Consider the following 21,379-nt stretch of genomic DNA (forward strand, 5'->3'; position numbering starts at 1 on the left):
ACCAACAGGAATAGCGCCATGCCGCACACCCCGCCACCTGACGACAATAATCAAGCAGGCGAGGAAGGCGACTTGTCCGACCTGCTCAGCGAATTGCGCATCCTCTTGCCGGGCGCGCAGATGCTGACGGCCTTCCTCATCATCCTGCCCTTCAACGGCGGCTTCGCGAAGATCGTGCAGGCGGAAAAAATCGTCTTCCTGCTGACGTTTTTCCTGTCCATGACCAGCCTGGTGCTGCTCAGCGCGCCAGCCATCCAGCACCGCGTGATGCGCCCCCTGCAAGACCGCGAACGCTTCAAGCGCGTGGCCGACCGCATCATGATGTGCGGCGCCTTTTCGCTGGCGCTGGCGTTCATCCTCGGCACCAATCTGGTGATGTCGGAAGTGTTCGGCCACGTCGCCGGCATCGTCGCCTGCGTGCTGATGGGCTCGCTCATCATTTGCATGTGGTGGTGGCTGCCCTTGCACTTGAAGCACGCCAGGAAAATCTAGAACACCTAACCAAACCTGCTGCGCGTCGCGATTTGCGGCCTCCGATGCTCACTGTGCTCAAGCACAGCTCCGCTTCTCAGCCACAACTCATCCCGCTCGCTACGGTTTTGTTAGGTGTTGCTAAGCGGCCACGCCCGCCTGCTGCAGCAAGGTTGCCCGGAAAATCCCCACCAGCGGGCGCAAATTGACCTTGTGCCAGGCCAGCCACAGGGGCGTGCGGTAGCTGAACCACGGCAATTCCCTCACGACGACGCCGGCCGGTGCGTGCTGGCGCAGGCTGTGCTGGATCATGGCCATGCCCAGTCCGGCCGCCACCAGGCCCAGCGCCGTCAGCGGCTCTGTTGCTTCCATGCGGATGTCGGGCGTAAAACCGGCGCGCGCGCAGGCGGCGATGAAGTTATCGTGTTTCAGCACGCTTTCCTTGTGCAGCACGGCAATCCACTCCTGGCCCGCCAGATCGTCCGGGGTCAGCTGGGTCTTGTCCGCCAGCGGATGCGTCGCGGGCAAGGCCAGCAGCATGGGGTCGCTCAGCACTTGCGCGCAATCGAGGTCCGCGTCATTCGGCAGCGGCGGCTCGCACAGCAGCGCGATATCGAGGCTGCGCTGGCGCAAGCCCTCGATCTGCTCGGCCGAATGCAGGTTGTACAGGGCCACGTGCACTTGCGGCCGCGTGGCGCGCAAGGCGCGCAGCCCCTCCGGCAAGACGCCCGCATGCATGGCGTTTTCGATGTAGCCTATGCACAGGCCCCCCTCGTCGCCGCGCCCCAGGCGTTTCGCCAGCGCTTCCAGGCGGTTCCCGTGGGTAATGAACGCGCGCACTTCGGCCAGGAAGGTGTGGCCGTCGCGCGTCAGGCGGATGCGCTGGGCGCTGCGCTCGAACAGGGTCAAGCCCAGCCGGTCTTCGAGCTGGGCGATTTGCCGGCTCAGCGGCGACTGAGAAATATGCAGGCGCTCGGCGGCCCGCCCCACGTGTTCTTCCTCGGCGACGGCGATGAAGTATTGCAATTGGCGTATGTCCAGCATATCAGACCTTTCAGGACTCAAGTTGCGCCAATTATGTCTTGGACAGGCTTAACTTGTCCAGCTATTCTGTCTGCACTGACTCACTCATTGAAGGAAAACACCATGACAATCAAACACTTACTGACAGGCAAACTGGGTTTCGGCACGGCGCCGCTGGGCAATATGTTCCGCAACATTCCGGAACAGGAAGCGCTGGCGACCGTCGACGCGGCCTGGGAATCGGGCATCCGCTACTTCGACACGGCCCCGTTCTACGGCGCCGGCCTGGCCGAGCTGCGCCTGGGCGCCGCCCTGAAGCAGCGCCGCCGCGACGATTACGTGCTCAGCACCAAGGTCGGCCGGCTCATCCTCGACGAACTGGAAGACCCGGCCGCCCGCGAACTGGGCGAAAAAGGGGGCTTGTTCGAATTTGGCCGCAAGAACAAGATCGTCGATGACTACTCGGCCGACGCCACCCTGCGTTCGATCGAAGGCAGTCTGAAACGCCTGGATACGGACCGCCTCGATATCGTCTGGGTGCACGACATCGCCCAGGATTTCCACGGCGACAACTGGCTGGCGCAATTCGAGATTGCCCGCACGGGCGCCTTCCGCGTGCTGACCCGCTTGCGCGAAGAAGGCGTCATCAAGGCCTGGGGCGTGGGCGTAAACAAGGTGGAACCGCTGGAACTGACCCTGGACCTGGCCGAAGCCCAGCCGGACGCCTTCTTGCTGGCCGGCCGCTACACCCTGCTCGACCATGAACGGGCGCTGCAGCGCCTGATGCCGGCCGCGGCAAAACAGAACGTCGACATCGTCGTGGGCGGCCCCTACAGCTCAGGCATCCTGGCCGGCGGTGCGCACTTCGAATACCAGAAGGCTTCGCCCGAAATCATTGCCAAAGTAGAACGTATCAAGGCGATTGCCGCGCGCCACGGCGTCAGCGTCAAGGCTGCCGCCCTGCAATTTTCCTTGGCCAATCCGGCCGTGGCTGCCGTGATCCCCGGCGCCAGCCGTCCGGAACGCCTGGCCGAAGACCAGCAAGCGTTACACGCCGTCATCCCCGCCGCCTTCTGGCACGACATGCGCGCCGAGCAACTCGTGTCGCCATTCGCCCCGCTGCCAACGGGCGCCAACTAATAGATAAGGAGTACAGATGGCACACACCACCACCTCGATCGACATCGCCGCCACGCCGGCGCAAGTATGGCAACTGATCGGCGGCTTCAATGCCCTGCCCGACTGGCTGCCCTACATTCCCAGCAGCACCTTGAGCGCAGGGGGCCGCATCCGCCACCTGGCCAACCCGGCCGGCGACGTCATCGTCGAGCAGCTGGAAGCGTACGACAACACGGCGCGCAGCTACAGCTATTCCATCCTGCAGGCGCCGTTTCCCGCCACCGATTACCTGTCGACCCTGAAAGTGGAACCACTTGCCGGCAGCGACGGCGCGCGGGTCACCTGGTCGGGCCGCTTCACGCCCGTGGGCGTGAGCGAGCAGGAAGTGACGGACCTGTTCCACGGCATTTATGTGGCGGGACTGGAAGCGCTGCAGCAATCGTTAGCGAAGTAATACGCAAGGAAGACCATTTCCGCCACAGCCAGGCTTTCTTCGCTCACCCTGTGGCGGAATCGCGCAGATTCCGTGTTATCGTTAACAACAAGAGCAATCGCTGTTGTGTGCAGTGCAGCAGATTTTAGCCGGCGCCCTGCAGAGCTTGCCCGAATCTCTTACAATGTTGTCTTTGGGCAGCTCTTCTAGCCCGAAAATACCGGCCATCCGTCGACTCTGGTGGCGCATTGCCACCTCCGGCTGGGCCACTGCGCGCCCCTCCGCCCTGTCATTCTTTACCCAACTAACAAGAACATGCACGCCTCCGTAGATCCCCTGATTCCGCGCGTCACCGCGCCTTTTGGCGCTGGATACGCCGACCTGGCCCTGGCCATCGGCGGCCTCGCCATCGGCACGGGCGAGTTCGCCTCCATGAGCATCCTGCCCGTGGTGGCCGACGACCTGGGCACGACCTTGCCGCAGATGAGCCACATGATCAGCGCCTACGCGCTGGGCGTGGTCATCGGCGCGCCCCTGATCACCATCTTCCTGGCGCGCATGCCGCGCCGATTGATGCTGATCTGTCTGATGCTGATGTTCGCTGGCGGCAACTTGCTCAGCGCCATCGCCCCAAATTATGGCTTGCTGGTGGTGGCCCGCTTCGTGGCCGGCATCCCGCACGGCGCCTACTTTGGCGTGGCGGCGCTGGTGGCGGCCGCGCTGGCCGAACCGGACCGGCGCGGCCAGGCCGTGGCCCGTGTCCTGATGGGCTTGACCGTGGCGAATATCTTCGGCGTGCCGCTGGCAACCTACATCGGCCAGACCCTGGGCTGGCGCTCGGCCTTCTTGCTGGTCGCCGCGCTGGGCCTGCTGACCATGCTGATGGTGCGCATCTTCGTGCCCATGGTGGCCGCCGGCGATTCCAGCCCGCGCCGCGAACTGGGCGTGTTCCGCCGCCTGCAAGTGTGGCTGACCCTGCTGATGGTGGCGATCGGCTTCGGCGGCATGTTCGCCGTCTACACGTTTATTACGCCAACCCTGCTGGAAGTGACGAAAGTGTCGCCGCTCGTCATTTCCATCTTGCTGGCCATCATCGGTATCGGCATGACGGTGGGTAATCTGATCGGCGGCTGGCTGGCCGACCGCTCGCGCCTGTGGACCATCTTCGGCGTGCTGCTGTGGAACGTGGCCGCGCTGGCAGCCTTTACTTATACCAGCAGCAATGTCTGGTTGACGGCGATCAACCTGTTCGCCATCGGCGCCGGCATCGCCGTCGCCCCGGCCGTGCAGACGCGCTTGATGGACGTGGCCGGCGACGCGCAAACCGTGGCGGCCGCCCTCAACCACTCCGCCTTCAACATCGCCAACGCCCTGGGCGCCTGGGCCGGCGGCATCGCCATCGCCATGGGCATGGGTTTGCGCTCGACGGGCTGGGTGGGCGCCATGCTGGCCTGCGGCGGCATCGTCGTGCTCGGTATTTCCGTGCTGGTGGAAAACCGCAGCCGGAATGTGAGCGGCGCGCAGCCGGCTTGATGATGACGAGAGCGGCAGCCTGCCCAGGCAGCCGCTCTGTTGCCAGCGCTCAATCTTCGATGGCAAACGCCACCGCCGCCTCGCAATGAATGGCCGTGGTATTAAATAGCGGCAAGTCCACATCGCCCTGCTGAATCAGCAGCGGTATCTCCGTACATCCCAAAATCACGCCCTGCACGCCTTGCCGCCGCAGTTTCTCGATGATGGCGAGAAAAAATTTCCGGCTGGCATCGGTAAAGATATTCTGCACCAGTTCCGTATAGATGATGTCGTGGAGGATGTCCTGGTCGGCCGCCTCGGGCGTCACCGTGGCAATGTCCAGCTGCGCCAGCGCCTGGTGGTAAAAACTCCCTGCCATCGTCTGCTTGACGCCCAACAAACCCACCTTGCGTATGCCCGACTGCTGCACCCGCTTTGCCGTTTCCTCGACGATACTGATAAAAGGCAAGCCGATGCGCGGCACGACGGCCGGCGCGAAGCGGTGCGCGCCATTCGCGCACAACAGGAAGAAGTCCGCGCCCATGTCTCGCAGGCGCTGCCCTTCCCCGACGAGGAATTGCTCGATGGCATGGGAATCGGGCTGCGCTGCGTGCGCGACGAAATCGGCCTGGTCCATGCTGACCAGCATGATGCGCGCGCTGTGCGCGGGTCCGATGCGCGCCACGAGCATTTCATTGATGAGCCGGTAGTATTCCAGGGTCGAAGCCCAGCCGATGCCGCCAAGTAAACCTATAGTCTTGTTTTGCACATTATTCCCAGCGAAAAGAATTGCGCAAATTATACGGTGAGATATATCAATTTATCTCAGCGATGCAAGCGGACAGGACTGTCAGAAGTGAAGCATGTCAACGATGGTGCGACAGACCACTTAACGGTCCGTACAACTCGCGCCAAAGCCCGTACGCCATTGCCTGTAGCCCGTTCCCGCGTTAGCGGCCTCCGCCAGCAAACGCTGTATCGCATGGAAGCCAAACAGGCTGGCGCAGGCGCACAGCGCGGCGTCATCCACTTCATCCTCGTATGCATTAAGAAATAGTTCTGCCAGTAAGCCTTGCAGCGATGCATAGCTGCGCCACACCTCGTCAATATTTTCCAGGCTGCAGCGCTCGAAACAGCCATTGGCAGGATTGAAGTAATCGAGCACCATGCCGCATTCCCACAAGGCCACGATACCGCTCCCTGCCATGGGCGAGGAACGCCATGCACGCGCCGCCTGGCAACGGTAATCCAATGGCGATGCAACGCTATCACCATCCAGATGAGCCAGCAAAGCTTCGCTGAGTCCCAGCGCGCGCAGCACATTATTGTCAGTCATCTGCACCTACTTGATATCATGGGTATTGGAGGTCTGTCGGCGGTATTCGCGCTCGAACGCGGCCATGCTCTCCACCTGCGCCCACAGGCTGGCAATATAACGGAATTCATCCTCGAACGGCAGCTCGAAATCGGCTACGTCCATCGCATACTCGCAATTGCGGCTCAGCATCACCAGCCAGTCGGGATAGCCAAGCGCCGGATACAGGCGGGTAAAGATGGCATCGAGCGACGACACGCTTTCCCGGCCCGCCAGATAGGCGGCGCGCAGTTCGACGATGTATTTGCCGGCCAGGAATTGTTCACTGAGCCGCTGCGCTCCCCGGTAGCGTGCGATGATCACCTCGGCCAGCGGCAGTACCTCATTGCGGCCCCGGGCGCTGGCCAGCAGCACGACTTCCAGGTCGTCGCCTTCCTGGTCGAGGCGCAAGCGATCCACAGCCCAGTCCACGCAGCGGTCGGCATGGCCAAATCCCATGCGCAGCTGGAAAACGGCGATTTCAAGTACTGTCAGTTGTTCCATTACCTTCAATTCATTCTTACTATTCTGCACCCGCCTGCAACATCTTTTGCAGCACCGCATCGAGCTCATAAAAATCCACGGGCTTGGTCAGGTGCAAATCAAAGCCCGCGTCGGACGCCATCTGGCGGTCCTTGTCCTGGCCCCAGCCCGTGACGGCCACGAGGATGGCGTCCTTGCCGCAGGGCTGGCTGCGCAACAGCCGCGCCACGTCGTAGCCATTCATGTGCGGCAAGCCAATGTCGAGCAAGATCACTTGCGGCATGAAACCTTGCGCCGCCGCCATGCCGGCCGCGCCGTCGTAGGCCGTGCGCACGTCATAGCCGAGGATGTCGAGCGCCAGCGCCAGGCTTTCGGCCGCGTCGGCGCTGTCGTCGATCACCAGTACCGTGCCTTCGCGCGTGCCGGCCAGCAAGCGGCGGTTGGGTTCGGGCGGCGCCTGCAAGGGTACGGCAGGCAGCGGCAGGCGCAAGGCGAAGGTGCTGCCCTGCCCCACGCCATCGCTGTGCGCGCTGATGCTGCCGCCATGCAACTCGGCCAGGCCGCGCACGAGAGACAGGCCGATGCCCAGGCCGCCCTGGGCCCGCGACAGGGCCGGTTCCAGCTGCGAAAACAGGTCGAATACCGTGTCCAGGTGCTCGGGCGCGATGCCGATGCCCGAATCGCGCACGCTGATGTGCACGTCGTTGTCCGTGCATGCCACTTCCAGTCCGATGACGCCGTTGGCGGGCGTATACTTGATGGCGTTCGTCAGCAGGTTGGCGATCATCTGCCCCAGGCGCGTGGCGTCGGCGTCGAGCCAGATGGCTTGCGGCCATTGCTCCACGAGCACCTTGTGGCCGGATTGCACCGCCAGCTCCGCCACGCTGTGCAGGGCCGCCTCCACCACGGGCGCCAGTTCCACGCTGGCGCGGCGCAGTTCCAAACGCCCCTGCGTGATACGCGACACTTCCATCAAATCGTCGACCAGGTGCGTCATGTGCCCCACTTGCCGGCCCAGCACGTCACGGGCCCAGCGCAGCTGCGGGTCGTCCAGTTGCGCCAGGCGCAACACTTCCAGCACATTGCGCATGGGCGCCAGCGGATTGCGCAGCTCGTGCGCCAGGGTCGCCAGGAACTCGTCCTTGCGCCGGTCGGCGGCCGCCAGCTGCTCGTTGAGCTCGCCAGCCTCCTTGCGCGCCAGCTGCAACTGCTGTTCATACTTGCGCCGGTCGCTGGCGACAAAGACGGCGATCTCGTCATAACGCACGCCATCATGTTCGCGGCGCACGGCGTTGAACAGCATGGGGATGGACTGCCCCTGGCGCTGGCGCATGTCGAGCAGGATTTCCGACACGCTGCCCTGCACCTGCATCAGCGGCAGCCAGTGCGTCTGGTGGAATACGCGCCCGCCGATGGTCAGCAAGTCCTGCAGTTTCTTTTTCCCGAGCAACTCCCCGGCGCCATAGCCGAGCCAGCCGCAAAAGGTGGCGTTCGCCTGCACGATGGTGCCGTCGGCCGTGCACAGCAGCAAGCCGCAAGCTGCGTGCTGGAACAGGGTAGCGGCGTCAGGCAAGGAAGGCATCGTGTCGCGCATTACAGGTGTTGGCCGTCGAGAAAGTGGCGGATGGCGCGGTAGCTGGCGTCGGGCACGCTCATGTGCGGACAATGGCCCACATTTTCGAGCACGTGCAGGCTGCTGTGCGGCAACATTTCACGCAAGTACACACCCACGCAAGGTGGCGCGATGAAGTCGTCGCTACATTGCACGATCAGGGCCGGCGTGCTGTTTTGCGGCAAGACGGCGCGGTGGTCGGACAAGAACGTGGCTTGCGCGAAATGCCGGGCAATGACGGGGTCGGTGCGGCAAAAGCTGTTCGCCAGGTCTTGCCCCAGCGCCGGCTGCCCTGGCGCGCCCATGATGGCAGGCGCCATGCCGGCGGACCAGCCCAGGTAATTGCTGTCCATGGCATCGAGCAAGTCGTCGATATCGGCACGGCTGAAGCCGCCCCGGTAGCCGGCCGCCGCATCGTCGACATAGCACGGCGACGGCGCCAGCATGACTTGCGCGGCGAACAGCTCCGGCTCGGCGATGCTGGCCAGCAAGGCGCTCATGGCGCTGACGGAATGGCCGATGCAAATCACGGGAGCGCCGCCGACGGCATGGATGACCTGGCGCAAATCGGCGCCATGCGCGTCGAGCCGCGCGTAGCTATCGAAATCATAGGCACTGAGGTCGGAAGCGCCGCTGCCGACCAGGTCGAACAGCACGGTGCGGTAGCGCGCACGAAACAGCGGCTCCAGGTAACGCCACATGGTCTGGTCGCAGCCAAAGCCATGCATGAACACCATGGTGGCAGCGGCGCCCGCCTGCGGCGCACTGCTGCATTCGCGAATGCGGACATTGTTCCGGTCTTCTATGCGCATGCCGCCTCAGCCTTGAATATTTCCATGTGGAATGTAAATTAACTTCTTGCTAGCATCTTAGCATGCGCCATTTGACCCTGGGCAACACCATTGGCGCTGGACAAACGCCACGCCACGGCGGATAATGAGAACGATTCCCATTATCAAAATAGCAGGCGTGTGCCTGGCTTTTCCCTGTGCGCCCCCGTGGCGCCTGCTGGCGGCAACAAGCCGGTTTTATGTTAAAGGTTTGTACCGCATGCGCGCTTTCTGGACTGTCATACACCGCTGGGCCGGCCTGACCATCGCCCTCTTCCTCATCGTCGCGGGCCTCACGGGCGCCGTCACGTCGTGGGACCACGAACTGGACGAATGGCTCAACGCCGACATCATGGACACGCCGGGCCGCGGTCCCCTGCAGCCGCCGTTTGCGCTGGCGCAAAAAGTCGCCGCCGCCGACCCGCGCGTGGAAGTCAATTACATGACCCTGGGCCTGGAAGAAGGCCATGCGGCCGCCTTCATGGTGCGCCCATTGACGGACCCGGCCACAAACAAGCCGTTCGTGCTCGACTACAACACCGTCTACATCGACCCCGTCACGGCGCAGATCACGGGCACGCGCGATTCGACGGCCATTTCCCTGTCGCGCCGCAGCCTGATGCCGTTCCTGCGCCACCTGCATTACAGCCTGCACGTGCCCGCCTTCTGGGGCACGGACCGCTGGGGTTACTGGCTGATGGGCACGGTAGCCCTGGTGTGGCTGCTCGACAGCATGGTGGCGTTTTATCTGACCACGCCGCGCCGCCTGCGCCCGCGCGCGCAGGACGAGGCGCCGCGCCACCGCGACGCCGCCAGCTGGTGGCAGCGCTGGAAACCGTCGTGGGTGCTGCGCTGGGCGGCCGGCGGCTACAAGCTCAATTTCGATCTGCACCGCGCGGGCGGACTGTGGGTATGGCCCGTCATCATCGTCGTCGCGTTTACCTCGTTCTCGCTGAACCTGTACCGCGAAGTGTTTTATCCCGTCATGTCGCTGGTCTCCACCACCACGCCGGGACCGTACGAAACGCAGGTGCCGGCGCCCTACGGCACGTATATCACGCCCGCGATCGGCTTCGAGCAGGCCGTGGAGATTGCCAAAAAGCAAGCCGCGCAGCGCGGCATCACAGCGCCCATCGGCGGCATTTATTATGGCGGCAATTATTCGTTCTACAACGTCTCGTTCTTCGACCCGGCCGACGAATTCGGCGCGGCCGGCATGGGCCTGTCGAACCTGTATGTCGACGGCATGGACGGCAGCATCATCGGCCAGCACAAGCCGTGGGAAGGCACGGCCGCCGACGTCTTCGTGCAACTGCAATTCCCCCTGCACTCGGGCCGCATCCTCGGCTTGCCGGGGCGCATACTGATGTCCTGCATGGGCCTGATGGTGGCCATGCTGTCCGTGACGGGCATCGTCATATGGGAAAGAAAACGGCGCGCGCGCCGGCTGCAGGCGAAAAAGCCAGCGAACTTCACCTGAAGCAGCGACTCCATCACGGCGCAGGCCGACCAATGCAGTCTGCGCCGCACACCTTGCCAGCGGCCTGATCACGCGCAACGCGCAAGGCCAGCACACCTCCCCCCTTTCCAACCCAGTAGCCGGCACATGCCGGCTGCCTGCGCTGCGCTGCTTTCGTGCGCCAGTCCGCCGACGCCATCAAATGCAGTTTACTTGCAATAGCATTGGGCGCAAGCTATTATTGCAACTAAATTGCATTTACACCTTCACGCCGGGCCCGCGTCCAGCACCACCTTCCGCCTTTTTAGAAAGTCCTATGCGCCATCACGTATTCGCAGCTGCCATGCTGTCCACTGCCCCGCTCGCTTACGCGGCGGACGACGTCACCCTGCAAACCATCAAGGTCCGGGCTGACCGGCCTTCCAGCATCGACAGCGTCGTCCTCGTCGAGAATACGCAAGCCCAGAACCGGACCCTGGGCGGCATGCTCGAACATGTCTCGGGCGTGCAAAGCAGCGCCTTCGGGCCGAATGCGGGCGCACCGGTGATCCGCAGCCTGAGCGGCAGCCGCGTGCAGATCCTCGAAGATGGCCAGTCCATCCTCGGCATGAATGCGCTCAGCGGCGACATCAACATCCCTTTCGACCCGCTGTTTGCGCGCAGCGTGACGGTGAACAAATCGTCCGATAGCGTGCGTTTCGGCGGCAATGCCATCGGCGGCAGCGTCGACGTCGATTCCGGCATCGTTTCCAGGAAGATGGAGGACAAGCAAAAGGACGTGGAATTGATCCTGCGCAAGGGCTTCAATGATGCCGACGCGCAAGGCTTGCGCGCAAACTTCAACGATGGCAAGCGCTTCTCGACGAATCTGCAACTGTCCTTCCAGAAGATCGGGCATTACGATATTCCCGGCAACAGCAAGGCCGGCGTGTGCAACAGCCAGCTGTTCCCTGCAACCGGCGGTGTCAACACCTTCCTGGCCGACAGTTGCCAGAAGGAAGCGCGCATCCAGCAAATCTACAACAAGGCGTCGCAACCGTTTATCGACCAGTTCATGAAGGAAAATCCGGACTGGGCGGACGGTGATTTTTCCTTCTACACCAATAATCCCACCTCCGTCTGGCAACGCAAGACCTACGTCAACCCGGCCAATCCCGCCTACGTACCGGGTACGCCAGCGATGACCCAGAACAAGATCAACAAGGACGTCACCCCCGACTACCACGGCACCTTGGGCAACAGCCATGCCAGCAATGCCCACTTTGCCGTCGGCACCACCTACTTTTTCGACCAGGGCTACGTGGCCGTCAGCCTCGACTCCAAGGAAAGCGAGTATGGCGTGCCGGGCTTTTCCATGGAAAACAAGTCGTTCGGGGCGAATTATGACGAGGGGTTGCCCGTCGGCGTCGTAATCAAGCAGGATAAATATGCGCTGGAAGCCCGGCTGTCCAGCCCCGTTGCGTATCTTGAAAGCGTGCAATTGCGCATGTCACGCCTGAACAATGCATCGGGAGAGCGCCTGGGTTCCACCAAGGCAAATGACTACCAATTCGACACGAATCAAGCCGAGCTCCTGCTGGCGCACCGGCGCGCAGGCCCCTTGAGCGGCATGCTGGGCTTGAGCCACAAATCCCGGGATATCGCCGGCAGCGGGCCGCAGCTATACCTTCCCGACGCGAGCACGGTCAGCCGCGCGCTGTTCCTCAAGGAAAGCCTCGACGTCGACTGGGCCACCTTCGATGCGGGCTTGCGCCATGAAAAAGTCGAGCACGAGATCCGCAAGAGCGGCTTCAAGACGTCGAGGAATGCGAGCAACTCCCGACTCGAGGACAGGTCGTTCAGCCTGAACAGCTATAGCCTGGGCGCCTCGGCCAAGCTGGGCCAGCTGTTCGGCGCGAAGCTGCGCTACGCATCGTCGGAAAGAGCGCCCGACGTCAATGAGTTGTATGCGAGCAACCGCCACTATTCGATCATGACCCAGGAAGAAGGCAACCAGAACCTGAAGGCGGAGCGCGCTCGAAATACCGAACTCACCGGCCTGTTCGCCAACCGCGGCTTCCAGCTGTCGGCCACCGGCTACGTCATGAAGTACGAGAACTACCTCTACCTTGGCCACTCGGGCGCCCAGATGGCCAATCGCCTGCCCTTGAAGTACTGGAAGCAGACGGATACGACGGTGAGGGGCTTCGAGATCGACGCCTCCCAGGCCGTGCAGCTTGGCAGCTACGGAAAACTGAACCTGTCCGCATTTGCCGACCTCGTCAAGAACAAGGCAGACAACCCGGACAAGCTGCGCGCGCACAACGACGGCGCCTACCTGCCCAATATGCCCACCAACCGCTATGGCGCGAATGTACAGTGGGAAAACAAGGGGTGGAAGGCCAGACTGTCCGGCACCCGCTACGACAAGCAAAAGTACCTGGGCAAGAGTGTCAGCGAGGAAGTGCCGCTCGACGGCTACACCATGGTGAACTTCCAGGTCAGCCGCGCCCTGCAGGTAGCCAATTCGCCGTTTGCAGGCATCGACGTGTTCATCAACGGCAGCAACCTGCTCGATGCGGATGCCAGGCCGCACAATTCTCCACTGAAATACATCGCGCCCCTGCCGGGCCGCGGCTTTCAAGTTGGCTTGAGCGCCAGACTTTAAGGCACGCTGCCGTTTCGCTCCCGCCGCACCAGCGCCAGCACGCTGTCGCCCTGGTTGCCGTCGCAGCAGACGGCCACGCCGTCCGTGAAATCGGGCGCCGTCAGCCGCGTCAGGACGCTGCCCGGCGGCATTTCCAGCGCCAGCCTGGCGCCCCGCTCCCACGCCAGGCGTACGGTACTGGTCCACTGCACGCGCCGCGCCATGTTGGCGGCCAGGCTGTCGCGGATGCGGGCCGGGTCGAACAGCGCGCGCGCCGCGCTGCTGCTCAGGTAGACGAGCGAGGGGCGGCGCATGGCCACGCCCTCAAAAACGGCGGCCATGTCGAGCGCCGCGCCTTCCAGCAGCGGGCAATGCGACGGCACGCTGACGGCCAGGCGCTTGGCCTTGCTGGCGCCCTGCGCCAGGGCCAGCGCCATCACGGCTTGCAAGGCGGGCTCGCTGCCGGCAATGGCGATCTGGCGCGGCGCATTCAGGTTGGCGACATACACGGGATTCGCGGCGCCATGCACTTGCGCCAGCAACGATTCGAGTTGCGCCAGATCAAGTCCGATGATGGCCGCCATGCCGTAGCCAGCCGGATACGCCCGTTCCATCAACTCACCGCGCCGCGCCACCAGGCGCACGGCATCCGCATAATCGAGCGCGCAGGCCACCACGGCCGCCGCATACTCGCCGATGGAAAAGCCGGCCACCATGTCGGGCAGCGCGCCGCGCGCCGCCAGCGAACGCGCCATCGCCACGCCTGCGATCAGCAGGCACAGTTGCACGGCCCGCGTCGACGCCAGCGCTTCGGCCGTGTCCAGCGCCAAGGGATCGCAGCCCAGCACTTCGGCCGCTTCGGCCAGGGCCGCCGCCACGGCCGCATCGTCGGGCAGCGCATGCAGCATGCCGGGGTATTGGGCGCCCTGGCCCGGAAAGGTAAACAATACGCTCATGCCAGCTCCCAGGGCGTGGCCATCAGCACGGGACCGTGGTCCGTTTTCAGCAAGACCCTGCCCCGGCCCGCCGCCCATTCCGCATACGCAAAGCCGCCATGGCCCGTGTCGATCTGCAGATCCAGCCGGCACGCCGTGATACTCGACGTGACAGTCGCGGCGATGGCGCGCAGGGCGTCGGCCTGCGCGGCGTCCGGCGGCGCGGCGATGCGCAGCACGAGATCGAGGTCGCTGTCGGCGCGCAGCACGGGCAAGCCGCTGGCCAGGGCGAAGCCCACGCCGCCCGTCGGGCCCCAGGCCCAGCCCGTGGCGTCGAGCAGGGGCGCCACCAGCCGCAGCGCATCGAGCGCAGTACAGTCAAAACCGGACGGCGGGGTGTGCGCCAGCCGCGCCAGCATTTCCGGCGTCACGCGGCGCAGCACGGCGGAAGACTCCACTTCGCACGCATGCCGTTCGCTGCGCAGCCGGCCGCGCAAACCCACGGGGATGCGTCCGGGCGCGCTGCTGGCGCGCCGCACCACCAGCGGCGCCGCCTGCAGCCAGGCCGCGTCGGCCCAGGCGGGCAAGCATGCGTCGTCCGGCAAGCCGGACACCCACAGCAAGTCATGCGCGCGCCAGGCGTCCATCAAGCCACCACCGCCTTGACGGCGAAGAACAGCAGCGATGGTCCCAGCAAGCAGCCCAGGCCCGTATGAAACGTGGCCACCAGCGCGCCATACGGCACCAGCTTGCGGTCGGTGGCGGCCAGGCCGGCCGACACGCCGCTGACGGTGCCGGCCAGGCCGCCGAAGACCATCGCCGAACGGGGCGTCTTCAGGCGCAAAAAGCGCGCCGCGGCGGGCGTGCCCACCATCACCAGGATGGCCTTGATGAGGCCTGCCGCGATGCTCAGGGCCATGACGTCCGAGCTGGCGCCGATGGCCGCGCCCGTGACGGGACCGACGATGTACGTGACGGCGCCGGCGCCGATGGTGGTCATGCTGACGGCGTCCGAATAGCCAAACGCGTAGGCGACGCCGGCGCCGACGAGGAACGGCAGCACCACGCCCAGCATCAGCGCCACGACGCCGATCAGGCCCGCCTTGCGCGCTTCCGTCGCCTGCACCTCGAAGGCCGTGGCGACGATGGCGAAGTCGCGCAGCATGGCGCCGCCCATCAGGCCGATGCCGCCGAACAGCGACAAATCGGCCAGGCCCTTGTGGCCGCCGCTATGCACGCCGCCCCAGTACGCGAGGCCCAGGCCGATGACGATGGCGATGGCCGAGCCGTGCACGCGGCCCAGGGTCAGATATTTCGACAGCGTCACCGAGACAAGCATGATCAGGCCGACGAAGGCAAAGGCCGTCACCAGGCCATTGTGGATGGCGGCTTTTTCAAAGATTTCAAGCATGACGGTGCTCCTTCATCAGCATCGAGTCGGCTTGCACGCGGTCGGCTTCAGCGGCAGCGATGGCGGCAGGGCTTTCCGACCGGTTAATCAGCGAAATCACGGCGCCGCAAACGAGCACGGAACCGATGGCGGCCAGCACGGCCACCGGGCCGCCGCGCAGGGCCGCCACCACGTCCTGCTGGGCCGCCATGGCCACCACCACGGGAATATACATGGCGCCCCAGTATTCGACGCCCCGCTCCGTCATCTGCGGCAGCCACGCGCGGCGCTGCATGTAGAGCCGGGCGCAGATCAAGAGCAGCATGGCGATGCCCACGCCGCCCACGTTGGTCTTGACGCCCATCAGCTGCCCGAGCAGGTCGCCCAGGAAGATGCCGAGCAAATGGCACAGTGCCAGCAATGCGGTTCCGTAAATGATCATGATTGTCTCCGTTATAGGAATAGGAATGACTTGATGTCTTCTCTGTTGTTGCACCTACCACTGCTGCCCCAGCACCTCCCTGACTCTTGCCGATGCCTGGCGGTGCGGCGCGCCCAGGCGGCTGGCCAGTCCCCGCTCCGGATCGGCGCGGATATCGGCCAGCGCCGCCTGCAGGCTGGCGCGCACTTGCGCCAGATCAAACTCCGACGGCGCGTCCGGCTGCGCCACCTGCAAGGTTTGCCACAGCAGGCCCAGGGTGGCGTAGTTCCTGATGTCGTAGGCCATGGGCGCGATGCTCGCGGCCAGCGTTTCGAGCGCTTCCACGGTGCGCAGGGTGATGCGCGCGGCCGACGCCTTGCCCATCGCGTGCACCATCACTTGCGGATCGTCGAGCGCGATCAGCCGGTTGGCCTGGTAGCCATGGGCGAGGAAGGCGCCCGACATGGCCTTGCCGACGATCAGGCCGATCACGGGATGGCCCGCCAGGCGCGCCTCGGCATACGCGCCCGCCGCGCCGGCCAGCGCCTGGTGGATGCCGTACGCTTCTTCGCGCCGGCCATACGCCTGGCTGGCCACGTCGATGACGGCGACGATGGGCCGCTTCACGGCCAGGTCGCGGTCCTCGGCAAGCACCTGCTGCACGGCGCGCGCCAGCTGCCACGCCTCGGCCAGGCCGATTTCCCCCGTGCGGGCGCGCGTAAAACGGTTGCCGGGGTCGGGCAGCACGGCGAGGTAGCGCGCCGCTTCGCCCGCCAGCGGCGCGTCCACCACGCGCACCGAGGGCGGATAGCCGTCCAGCGGCGCAGCGGTATTCGTGAGTGCCGCCAGCCAGACGGCGCCGCGGCTCGTATCAGTGATAGCGTTCATGCTGCTGCTCCTTTGCTGTAGATCAAACGTACGGCTTCCGGCGTGGCTTGCGGGCCGGCGTCGACCTGCGCCAGGCGGGCCAGGTAGCCTTCCGCCTGGTCGCTACGGTGCTGCGCCGGCACGCCGCGCGCGAACAATGCGGCCACGGTGGCGCGCATCTGCGCCGTGTCGTCTTCCACATAGGCGTCGGCCAGGCCGCTGTGGAAGCGCTGCTCGCCGCCCGTCAAGCTCCAGATGAAGGGCTTGTTGCGCGAGTCGAATTCGTCCACGCCCGCCTCCTGCTCGATCACGGCCGGGCCGTTGAGTCCCAGGCGCGCTTCGCGCGTGACGACCAGATAACTGCACAAACCCGCCGCGATCGACATGCCGCCGTAGCAGCCCACGGTGCCGGCCGTGATGCCGATCACGGGCTGGTAGCGGCGCAAGTCGACGATGGCCGCATGGATGTCGGCAATCGCTGCCAGACCCAGGTTGGCTTCCTGCAGGCGCACGCCGCCCGTTTCGAACAGGATCACGGCCCGCGTCGGCACGCCGTTGCGGTTGTCGCGCGCCGCCAGTTCCAGCGCGCCGGCGATCTTCGCGCCGCCCACTTCGCCCATGCTGCCCCCTTGGTAGGCGCCTTCGATGGCCAGCACCACGGCCGGCTGGCCGTCGAACAAGCCCTTGGCCACCACCACGCCGTCATCCGCCTGCGCCGTCACGCCTTGTTTCGGCAGCCAGGGCGAAGCGATGCCGCAGAACGGATCGAGCAGTTCGCGCATGCTGCCCGCGTCCAGCAAGGCCCGCGCCCGGCTGCGCGCGCCCCGTTCGATGAAGCTGTCGCGCTCCAGCAGTTGTTGCAATGTGCTCATGCCGCCCTCCCCGCTTGCAATTCTTCGTAAGCCTGCTCGATGCGCATGCGCACCACGCCCGGCGTGGCGCCGCAATCGTTGATGACGATGCTCGCCGCCGGCAGCGGCTCGCCGCCGAAGACGCGCTGCAACAGCGCATCCCACACGGCGCCCTTGCCATCGACGGAGGTGTTGACGACGATGCGGGTCACGCCATCGTCGCCCGGCTGCAGCAGCACTTCCAGGTCGCCCGAGCCGACGACGCCGGCCAGGGCGCGCCCCGCCGCCGCTGGCCCGGCCGGGAATGTATAGTCACGCGTTTCCATGCGCTTCTCCTTCCGTCAATCGATCGAGAAACAGGGTGGCCGCCAGCAAGTCGGCCGCGCCGCCCGGCGACACGCCGCGCGCCAGCGACACCGCTTCCAGCGCCAGCAGCGCCTCGGTGCCGGCAGCCGTGGCCGCGCCGCCGGCCGCCAGCACCCGCGCCGCTCCCGACTGCAGTGCCAGCAAGGCCGCCTCGCCGCCGCGCGACAGCACGCAGGTGTCGTCCAGGCAGCTGAGAATGGCCAGCAAGGCGTTCAGGCGCGCCGTCGTCTCGCTGTCGCCGCGCAAGCGCGACGCGTGCAAAGCGGGCAGTCCCGCGCCCGTCACCAGGGGAAAGCCGGCACGGGCCTGGCCCCGCGCGCCATCGACCCGATACTGGCGGCATGCCAGTTCGCCCTTGTTGCCGGTGGCGCCAGGCGCGCCGCGGTCGTGCAAGCGGGCCAGCGCGCCGGCCCGCGCCGCCACGGCTTGCGGCGCCAGCGACGCGCCGCGCGCGCCCTGCTGCGCCGCCGCCGTCACCAGCAGGCCCAGCGCCCAGATGGCGCCCCGGTGCGTGTTCACGCCGCCCGTCGCTGCCAGCATCAGCGCTTCGCCATCGCGGCCGATGGCGCCGATGCGCTGGCGCAGCTCGTCGTCATCGTCACAATCCCAGCCTGCCTGTGCCATGGCGGCAAACACGGGCTGCAGCACGCAAGCCGACTGGCACATCAGGGCCCAGTTCAAGTCCGCATGGGCGCCACGGCTGCGCAAATCGACGAGACCCGGTTTCGGCGTCAGGGTCACTTCATCGAGCAGCGCCTGCAGCACTTGGCGCGCCAGCGCGGCGGCGCGTTCCCGCACCGGCACTGTCGTCGTCATTGTGGTCATCATTGTCATCATTACCAGCTCCTGAATTTGGCGGGTGGTTGATACAGTCCGTCGGACCATTCGACGAGGTCGGCGATGCTTTTCGCGGCCAGCAGCGAGCGGTTCGCTGCACCGCGCTGCACGCCGATATCCTCGGGCAGCGCGATCAAGCCGTCGGCGCGCAGTTTCGCCGTCGTCTTCGGGTCGTGGCGCAGGCCGATGGGCGTCACGCCAGCCACCGCCGCCAGCATGGCCTTGCGTTCGTCGAGCGAACGGGCCTTGTACAGGTAGGCGATGCCCTCTTCCGTCAGCACGTGGGTGACGTCGTCGCCGTAGATCATCACGGGCGCCAGCGGCATGCCGCTGGCCTGGCCCACGGCCACGGCGTCGAGCGATTCGACGATGGTCGGCTGGCCGCCGTCCTGGAACGTTTCGACCATCTGCACCACCAGCTTCTTGCCGCGCGCGAGCGGGTCGTCCGTCTCGATCAGGTCCAGCCAGGCGGGCGTCGGGTGGCGCCGGCCGTGCGGATCGTGGCCCATGTTGGGCGCGCCGCCGAAACCGGCCAGGCGGCCGTTGGTGACGGTGGACGAATTGCCCAGGCCATCCATCTGCAGGGTGGCGCCGATGAACAGGTCGACCGCATACTGGCCCGCCAGCTGGCACAGGGCGCGGTTCGAGCGCATGGAACCGTCGCGGCCCGTGAAGAACACGTCGGGCCGGGCGGCCGCATAGCCTTCCATGCCCAGCTCCGCGCCGAAGCAGTGCACGCTCTCGACCCAGCCCGTCTCGATGGCCGGAATCAGGGTCGGATGCGGGTTGAGCACCCAGTTGCGGCAAATCTTGCCCTTCAAGCCCAGCTGCTCGCCGTAGGTGGGCAAGATCAGTTCGATGGCGGCCGTATTGAAGCCGATGCCGTGATTGAGCGACTGCACCTGGTGTTTTTCATACACGCCGCGGATCGCCATCATGGCCATCAGCACGTGCACGGGCTTGATGACGCGCGGGTCGCGGGTAAACAAGGGCTCGATGAAGAATGGCTTGTCGGACTGCACGACGAAATCGATCCATGAGCCGGGCACGTCGACGCGCGGCAAGTCGCTGACGTCGTCGACGATCTGGTTCACCTGGGCGATGACGATGCCGTCGCGGAAGGCGGCCGATTCGACCAGGGTGGGCGTGTCCTCGGTACTGGGGCCCGTGTACAGATTGCCCTGGCGGTCGGCCATGTAGCCGGCCACCATGACGACGTTGGGCGTGAGGTCGACGAACAGGCGCGCATACAGCTCGATATACGTGTGGATGGCGCCCACTTCCAGCAAGCCATCCTGCAGGAATTGCGCGATGCGCAGGCTTTGCGTGCCGGCAAAGGAAAAATCGAGCTTGCGGGCGATGCCCCGTTCGAACAGGTCCAGGTGCTCGGGCAGGCTGACGCTGGGCATGATCAGGTGCAGATGGTTGATCTTGTCGGGGTTGACCTTGGTCAACATGCGGGCGAGGAAATCGGCCTGCTTCTGGTTGTTGCCTTCGAGTACGACGCGGTCGCCCGGCGCAAGCAGCGCTTCGAGCACGGCGACCATGTCGCCCTGTTGCAGCACGGGGCCGCTCGCGTACTGGCGCACGGCTTCCAGGCGGCGGCGCTTCTCGGTGCGCCGCGTGTCCCATTGTTTTTGCCGCTGCGCTGGCGCTGCTGTGGCGGTTGACATCATGCCTCCGGAATGAGCTATCGAACCCCGACGATAGAACGAAAGCGTCACCGCGACAATCAACCTGCTACCATGTTCATTACCTTGAAGTTAATGAACTGACATAAAAGAGGCTAGCCATGGCCATCAATGAAGAAATTACCTTGAAGAAGCTGGAGGTGTTTCTCAGCTTTATGGAATTGAACAACCTGGCGCGGGTGGCCGATGCGCTGGGCCAGAGCACCGTCAGCGTGCACCGCGCCCTGCATTCGCTGGAAGACGGCTTGCGCTGCCCCCTGTTCAAGCGCGAGGGCCGCAGCCTGATCCCCCTGCATGCGGCCTACACCTTTGCCGAATCGGCGCGGCGCGCGCTGGCCGAGTGCGAGGAAGGCGTGCGCAAGGTGCGCGAAATGTCGGGCATCAACCCCGTGCGCCTGAAGATCGGCTCGCTGTATTCCTTGACCCTGCACTGCATCCCGCAACTGGTGATCGCCCTGAAACTGCGCCGGCCGGGCCTGGACATCGACCTGACCCTGGGGTCGAACCGCGAACTGCTGCAAAGCCTGGCCGACGGCAGGCTGGACGCCATCATCGTCGGCGTGCAGGAAGACGAACACCATGCGGGCCTGGTGGCCGTGCCCCTGTTCCAGGACGACATCTTCCTGGCCGCGCCGCTGGCTTCGCCCTATGCGGGGGCCGCTTCCGTGGACTTGCAGGCGCTGCGCGACGACAAATTCGTCACGCTCAACGAGGGTTTCGTCACCTCGCAAAGCTTCAACCATGCATTCGAGCTGGCGGGATTTGTGCCCGACACGGCCATGCGCGTGGGCGACATCTTCTCCCTGATCAACCTGGTGAGCGGCGGCATCGGCTACAGCCTGCTGCCCGGCAGAGTGCGCGCCTTCAGCTCGCGCATCGAACTGCTGCCCCTGGACGCCCGCTACGGCTCGCACCAGCAAATCACCCTGCTGATGCTGAGCAGCCGCGAGCGCGACCCCAATCTGCTGGCGCTGGCGGCGGAATGCAGGTTGTATGGGCGTGGCGAGCGCGCAACTGGTAGCTGAAATGGAGTCGCACGTCGAAACGGTGGCACAGGAGCGCCGCGCTGCGATGCTGGGACGCATGGAAAACGGGGCCA

At 65.1% G+C, this 21,379-nt stretch carries 22 protein-coding genes; 7 read left to right on the plus strand and 15 right to left on the minus strand.

Annotation, left to right across the window (positions count from 1 at the left end; genetic code table 11):
- Window positions 1–18 precede the first annotated feature (18 nt).
- Window positions 19–492, plus strand: coding sequence for a DUF6328 family protein (locus O3298_RS13695; RefSeq protein ID WP_305059668.1), 474 nt, complete (start codon window positions 19–21; stop codon window positions 490–492).
- 120 nt (window positions 493–612) lie between these two features.
- Here the strand turns inward: O3298_RS13695 and O3298_RS13700 are convergent, their stop codons facing one another.
- The gene (locus tag O3298_RS13700; RefSeq protein WP_305059669.1) at window positions 613–1,515 is read right to left on the minus strand and encodes a LysR family transcriptional regulator; all 903 of its coding nucleotides are present in this window, start codon (window positions 1,513–1,515) and stop codon (window positions 613–615) included.
- Between the two features lie 102 nt (window positions 1,516–1,617).
- Between O3298_RS13700 and O3298_RS13705 the strand changes: the two genes are divergently transcribed.
- From O3298_RS13705 to O3298_RS13715, 3 genes are all read left to right on the plus strand, one after another.
- Window positions 1,618–2,634 carry an aldo/keto reductase gene (locus tag O3298_RS13705; protein ID WP_305059670.1) on the plus strand — a complete coding sequence of 339 codons (1,017 nt, stop codon included), beginning with the start codon at window positions 1,618–1,620 and terminating at the stop codon, window positions 2,632–2,634.
- Between the two features lie 16 nt (window positions 2,635–2,650).
- Complete coding sequence (locus O3298_RS13710) at window positions 2,651–3,067, plus strand: SRPBCC family protein (RefSeq protein ID WP_305059671.1); 417 nt, start codon at window positions 2,651–2,653, stop codon at window positions 3,065–3,067.
- Window positions 3,068–3,361: 294 nt separating this feature from the next.
- Window positions 3,362–4,579 (plus strand): MFS transporter, encoded by a 1,218-nt coding sequence (locus O3298_RS13715; protein WP_083299622.1) that lies wholly within the window; start codon window positions 3,362–3,364, stop codon window positions 4,577–4,579.
- Window positions 4,580–4,628: 49 nt separating this feature from the next.
- Here O3298_RS13715 and O3298_RS13720 read toward each other — a convergent pair whose 3' ends face one another.
- From O3298_RS13720 to O3298_RS13740, 5 genes are all read right to left on the minus strand, one after another.
- Window positions 4,629–5,327: an aspartate/glutamate racemase family protein gene (locus tag O3298_RS13720; protein WP_289915217.1), complete on the minus strand. Its 699-nt coding sequence runs from the start codon at window positions 5,325–5,327 to the stop codon at window positions 4,629–4,631.
- A gap of 120 nt (window positions 5,328–5,447) precedes the next feature.
- Window positions 5,448–5,894 (minus strand): hypothetical protein, encoded by a 447-nt coding sequence (locus tag O3298_RS13725; RefSeq protein WP_289915219.1) that lies wholly within the window; start codon window positions 5,892–5,894, stop codon window positions 5,448–5,450.
- Between the two features lie 6 nt (window positions 5,895–5,900).
- Window positions 5,901–6,416 (minus strand): hypothetical protein, encoded by a 516-nt coding sequence (locus tag O3298_RS13730; protein ID WP_305059672.1) that lies wholly within the window; start codon window positions 6,414–6,416, stop codon window positions 5,901–5,903.
- Between the two features lie 19 nt (window positions 6,417–6,435).
- Window positions 6,436–7,977 (minus strand): ATP-binding protein, encoded by a 1,542-nt coding sequence (locus O3298_RS13735; protein ID WP_305059673.1) that lies wholly within the window; start codon window positions 7,975–7,977, stop codon window positions 6,436–6,438.
- Between the two features lie 11 nt (window positions 7,978–7,988).
- On the minus strand, window positions 7,989–8,819 hold the full coding sequence (locus O3298_RS13740) for an alpha/beta fold hydrolase (RefSeq protein ID WP_305059674.1): 831 nt from the start codon (window positions 8,817–8,819) through the stop codon (window positions 7,989–7,991).
- Window positions 8,820–9,057: 238 nt separating this feature from the next.
- Between O3298_RS13740 and O3298_RS13745 the strand changes: the two genes are divergently transcribed.
- Both O3298_RS13745 and O3298_RS13750 read left to right on the plus strand, forming a co-directional pair.
- Window positions 9,058–10,317, plus strand: coding sequence for a PepSY domain-containing protein (locus O3298_RS13745; RefSeq protein ID WP_305059675.1), 1,260 nt, complete (start codon window positions 9,058–9,060; stop codon window positions 10,315–10,317).
- A gap of 322 nt (window positions 10,318–10,639) precedes the next feature.
- Window positions 10,640–12,943 carry a TonB-dependent receptor gene (locus tag O3298_RS13750; RefSeq protein WP_305059677.1) on the plus strand — a complete coding sequence of 768 codons (2,304 nt, stop codon included), beginning with the start codon at window positions 10,640–10,642 and terminating at the stop codon, window positions 12,941–12,943.
- Here O3298_RS13750 and mdcH read toward each other — a convergent pair.
- The 9 genes from mdcH to mdcA are packed head-to-tail and all read right to left on the minus strand — an operon-like array spanning window position 12,940 to window position 20,262.
- Window positions 12,940–13,878: a malonate decarboxylase subunit epsilon gene (mdcH, locus tag O3298_RS13755; RefSeq protein ID WP_305059678.1), complete on the minus strand. Its 939-nt coding sequence runs from the start codon at window positions 13,876–13,878 to the stop codon at window positions 12,940–12,942. The two genes, O3298_RS13750 and mdcH, sit on opposite strands and share 4 nt — an antisense overlap.
- Window positions 13,875–14,504 (minus strand): malonate decarboxylase holo-ACP synthase, encoded by a 630-nt coding sequence (locus O3298_RS13760; protein ID WP_305059679.1) that lies wholly within the window; start codon window positions 14,502–14,504, stop codon window positions 13,875–13,877. Before O3298_RS13760 ends, mdcH begins: the two co-directional genes overlap by 4 nt.
- Window positions 14,504–15,268, minus strand: a complete 765-nt coding sequence (gene madM / locus O3298_RS13765; protein ID WP_251348949.1) for a malonate transporter subunit MadM — start codon at window positions 15,266–15,268, stop codon at window positions 14,504–14,506. Before madM ends, O3298_RS13760 begins: the two co-directional genes overlap by 1 nt.
- Complete coding sequence (gene madL / locus O3298_RS13770) at window positions 15,261–15,689, minus strand: malonate transporter subunit MadL (protein WP_070288196.1); 429 nt, start codon at window positions 15,687–15,689, stop codon at window positions 15,261–15,263. The genes madM and madL overlap by 8 nt, the downstream gene beginning before the upstream one ends.
- A 54-nt stretch (window positions 15,690–15,743) precedes the next feature.
- Window positions 15,744–16,556: a biotin-independent malonate decarboxylase subunit gamma gene (mdcE, locus tag O3298_RS13775; protein WP_305059680.1), complete on the minus strand. Its 813-nt coding sequence runs from the start codon at window positions 16,554–16,556 to the stop codon at window positions 15,744–15,746.
- Window positions 16,553–17,407, minus strand: coding sequence for a biotin-independent malonate decarboxylase subunit beta (locus O3298_RS13780; protein WP_305059682.1), 855 nt, complete (start codon window positions 17,405–17,407; stop codon window positions 16,553–16,555). Before O3298_RS13780 ends, mdcE begins: the two co-directional genes overlap by 4 nt.
- Window positions 17,404–17,712: a malonate decarboxylase subunit delta gene (locus tag O3298_RS13785; protein ID WP_305059683.1), complete on the minus strand. Its 309-nt coding sequence runs from the start codon at window positions 17,710–17,712 to the stop codon at window positions 17,404–17,406. The genes O3298_RS13780 and O3298_RS13785 overlap by 4 nt, the downstream gene beginning before the upstream one ends.
- On the minus strand, window positions 17,699–18,589 hold the full coding sequence (locus O3298_RS13790; RefSeq protein WP_369811571.1) for a triphosphoribosyl-dephospho-CoA synthase: 891 nt from the start codon (window positions 18,587–18,589) through the stop codon (window positions 17,699–17,701). The genes O3298_RS13785 and O3298_RS13790 overlap by 14 nt, the downstream gene beginning before the upstream one ends.
- Window positions 18,589–20,262 carry a malonate decarboxylase subunit alpha gene (gene mdcA / locus O3298_RS13795; RefSeq protein ID WP_305059684.1) on the minus strand — a complete coding sequence of 558 codons (1,674 nt, stop codon included), beginning with the start codon at window positions 20,260–20,262 and terminating at the stop codon, window positions 18,589–18,591. The genes O3298_RS13790 and mdcA overlap by 1 nt, the downstream gene beginning before the upstream one ends.
- Window positions 20,263–20,381: 119 nt before the next feature.
- Here mdcA and O3298_RS13800 point away from each other — a divergent pair, with 119 nt between their 5' ends.
- Window positions 20,382–21,305, plus strand: coding sequence for a LysR family transcriptional regulator (locus tag O3298_RS13800; RefSeq protein WP_305059685.1), 924 nt, complete (start codon window positions 20,382–20,384; stop codon window positions 21,303–21,305).
- Window positions 21,306–21,379: the final 74 nt, after the last annotated feature.

Origin of the sequence: Janthinobacterium sp. SUN137 (assembly GCF_030587265.1) — a bacterium.
Taxonomy (GTDB): Bacteria; Pseudomonadota; Gammaproteobacteria; order Burkholderiales; family Burkholderiaceae_D; genus Janthinobacterium; species Janthinobacterium kumbetense.

What these genes read in the sequence shown, in the direction of transcription:
- O3298_RS13695 (WP_305059668.1), top strand. Translation starts at nt 19, where the DNA reads ATGCCGCACACCCCGCCACCTGACGACAATAATCAAGCAGGCGAGGAA.
- O3298_RS13700 (WP_305059669.1), bottom strand. Translation starts at nt 1,515, where the DNA reads ATGCTGGACATACGCCAATTGCAATACTTCATCGCCGTCGCCGAGGAA.
- O3298_RS13705 (WP_305059670.1), top strand. Translation starts at nt 1,618, where the DNA reads ATGACAATCAAACACTTACTGACAGGCAAACTGGGTTTCGGCACGGCG.
- O3298_RS13710 (WP_305059671.1), top strand. Translation starts at nt 2,651, where the DNA reads ATGGCACACACCACCACCTCGATCGACATCGCCGCCACGCCGGCGCAA.
- O3298_RS13715 (WP_083299622.1), top strand. Translation starts at nt 3,362, where the DNA reads ATGCACGCCTCCGTAGATCCCCTGATTCCGCGCGTCACCGCGCCTTTT.
- O3298_RS13725 (WP_289915219.1), bottom strand. Translation starts at nt 5,894, where the DNA reads ATGACTGACAATAATGTGCTGCGCGCGCTGGGACTCAGCGAAGCTTTG.
- O3298_RS13730 (WP_305059672.1), bottom strand. Translation starts at nt 6,416, where the DNA reads ATGGAACAACTGACAGTACTTGAAATCGCCGTTTTCCAGCTGCGCATG.
- O3298_RS13735 (WP_305059673.1), bottom strand. Translation starts at nt 7,977, where the DNA reads ATGCCTTCCTTGCCTGACGCCGCTACCCTGTTCCAGCACGCAGCTTGC.
- O3298_RS13740 (WP_305059674.1), bottom strand. Translation starts at nt 8,819, where the DNA reads ATGCGCATAGAAGACCGGAACAATGTCCGCATTCGCGAATGCAGCAGT.
- O3298_RS13745 (WP_305059675.1), top strand. Translation starts at nt 9,058, where the DNA reads ATGCGCGCTTTCTGGACTGTCATACACCGCTGGGCCGGCCTGACCATC.
- O3298_RS13750 (WP_305059677.1), top strand. Translation starts at nt 10,640, where the DNA reads ATGCTGTCCACTGCCCCGCTCGCTTACGCGGCGGACGACGTCACCCTG.
- mdcH (WP_305059678.1), bottom strand. Translation starts at nt 13,878, where the DNA reads ATGAGCGTATTGTTTACCTTTCCGGGCCAGGGCGCCCAATACCCCGGC.
- O3298_RS13760 (WP_305059679.1), bottom strand. Translation starts at nt 14,504, where the DNA reads ATGGACGCCTGGCGCGCGCATGACTTGCTGTGGGTGTCCGGCTTGCCG.
- madM (WP_251348949.1), bottom strand. Translation starts at nt 15,268, where the DNA reads ATGCTTGAAATCTTTGAAAAAGCCGCCATCCACAATGGCCTGGTGACG.
- madL (WP_070288196.1), bottom strand. Translation starts at nt 15,689, where the DNA reads ATGATCATTTACGGAACCGCATTGCTGGCACTGTGCCATTTGCTCGGC.
- mdcE (WP_305059680.1), bottom strand. Translation starts at nt 16,556, where the DNA reads ATGAACGCTATCACTGATACGAGCCGCGGCGCCGTCTGGCTGGCGGCA.
- O3298_RS13780 (WP_305059682.1), bottom strand. Translation starts at nt 17,407, where the DNA reads ATGAGCACATTGCAACAACTGCTGGAGCGCGACAGCTTCATCGAACGG.
- O3298_RS13785 (WP_305059683.1), bottom strand. Translation starts at nt 17,712, where the DNA reads ATGGAAACGCGTGACTATACATTCCCGGCCGGGCCAGCGGCGGCGGGG.
- O3298_RS13790 (WP_369811571.1), bottom strand. Translation starts at nt 18,589, where the DNA reads ATGATGACAATGATGACCACAATGACGACGACAGTGCCGGTGCGGGAA.
- mdcA (WP_305059684.1), bottom strand. Translation starts at nt 20,262, where the DNA reads ATGTCAACCGCCACAGCAGCGCCAGCGCAGCGGCAAAAACAATGGGAC.
- O3298_RS13800 (WP_305059685.1), top strand. Translation starts at nt 20,382, where the DNA reads ATGGCCATCAATGAAGAAATTACCTTGAAGAAGCTGGAGGTGTTTCTC.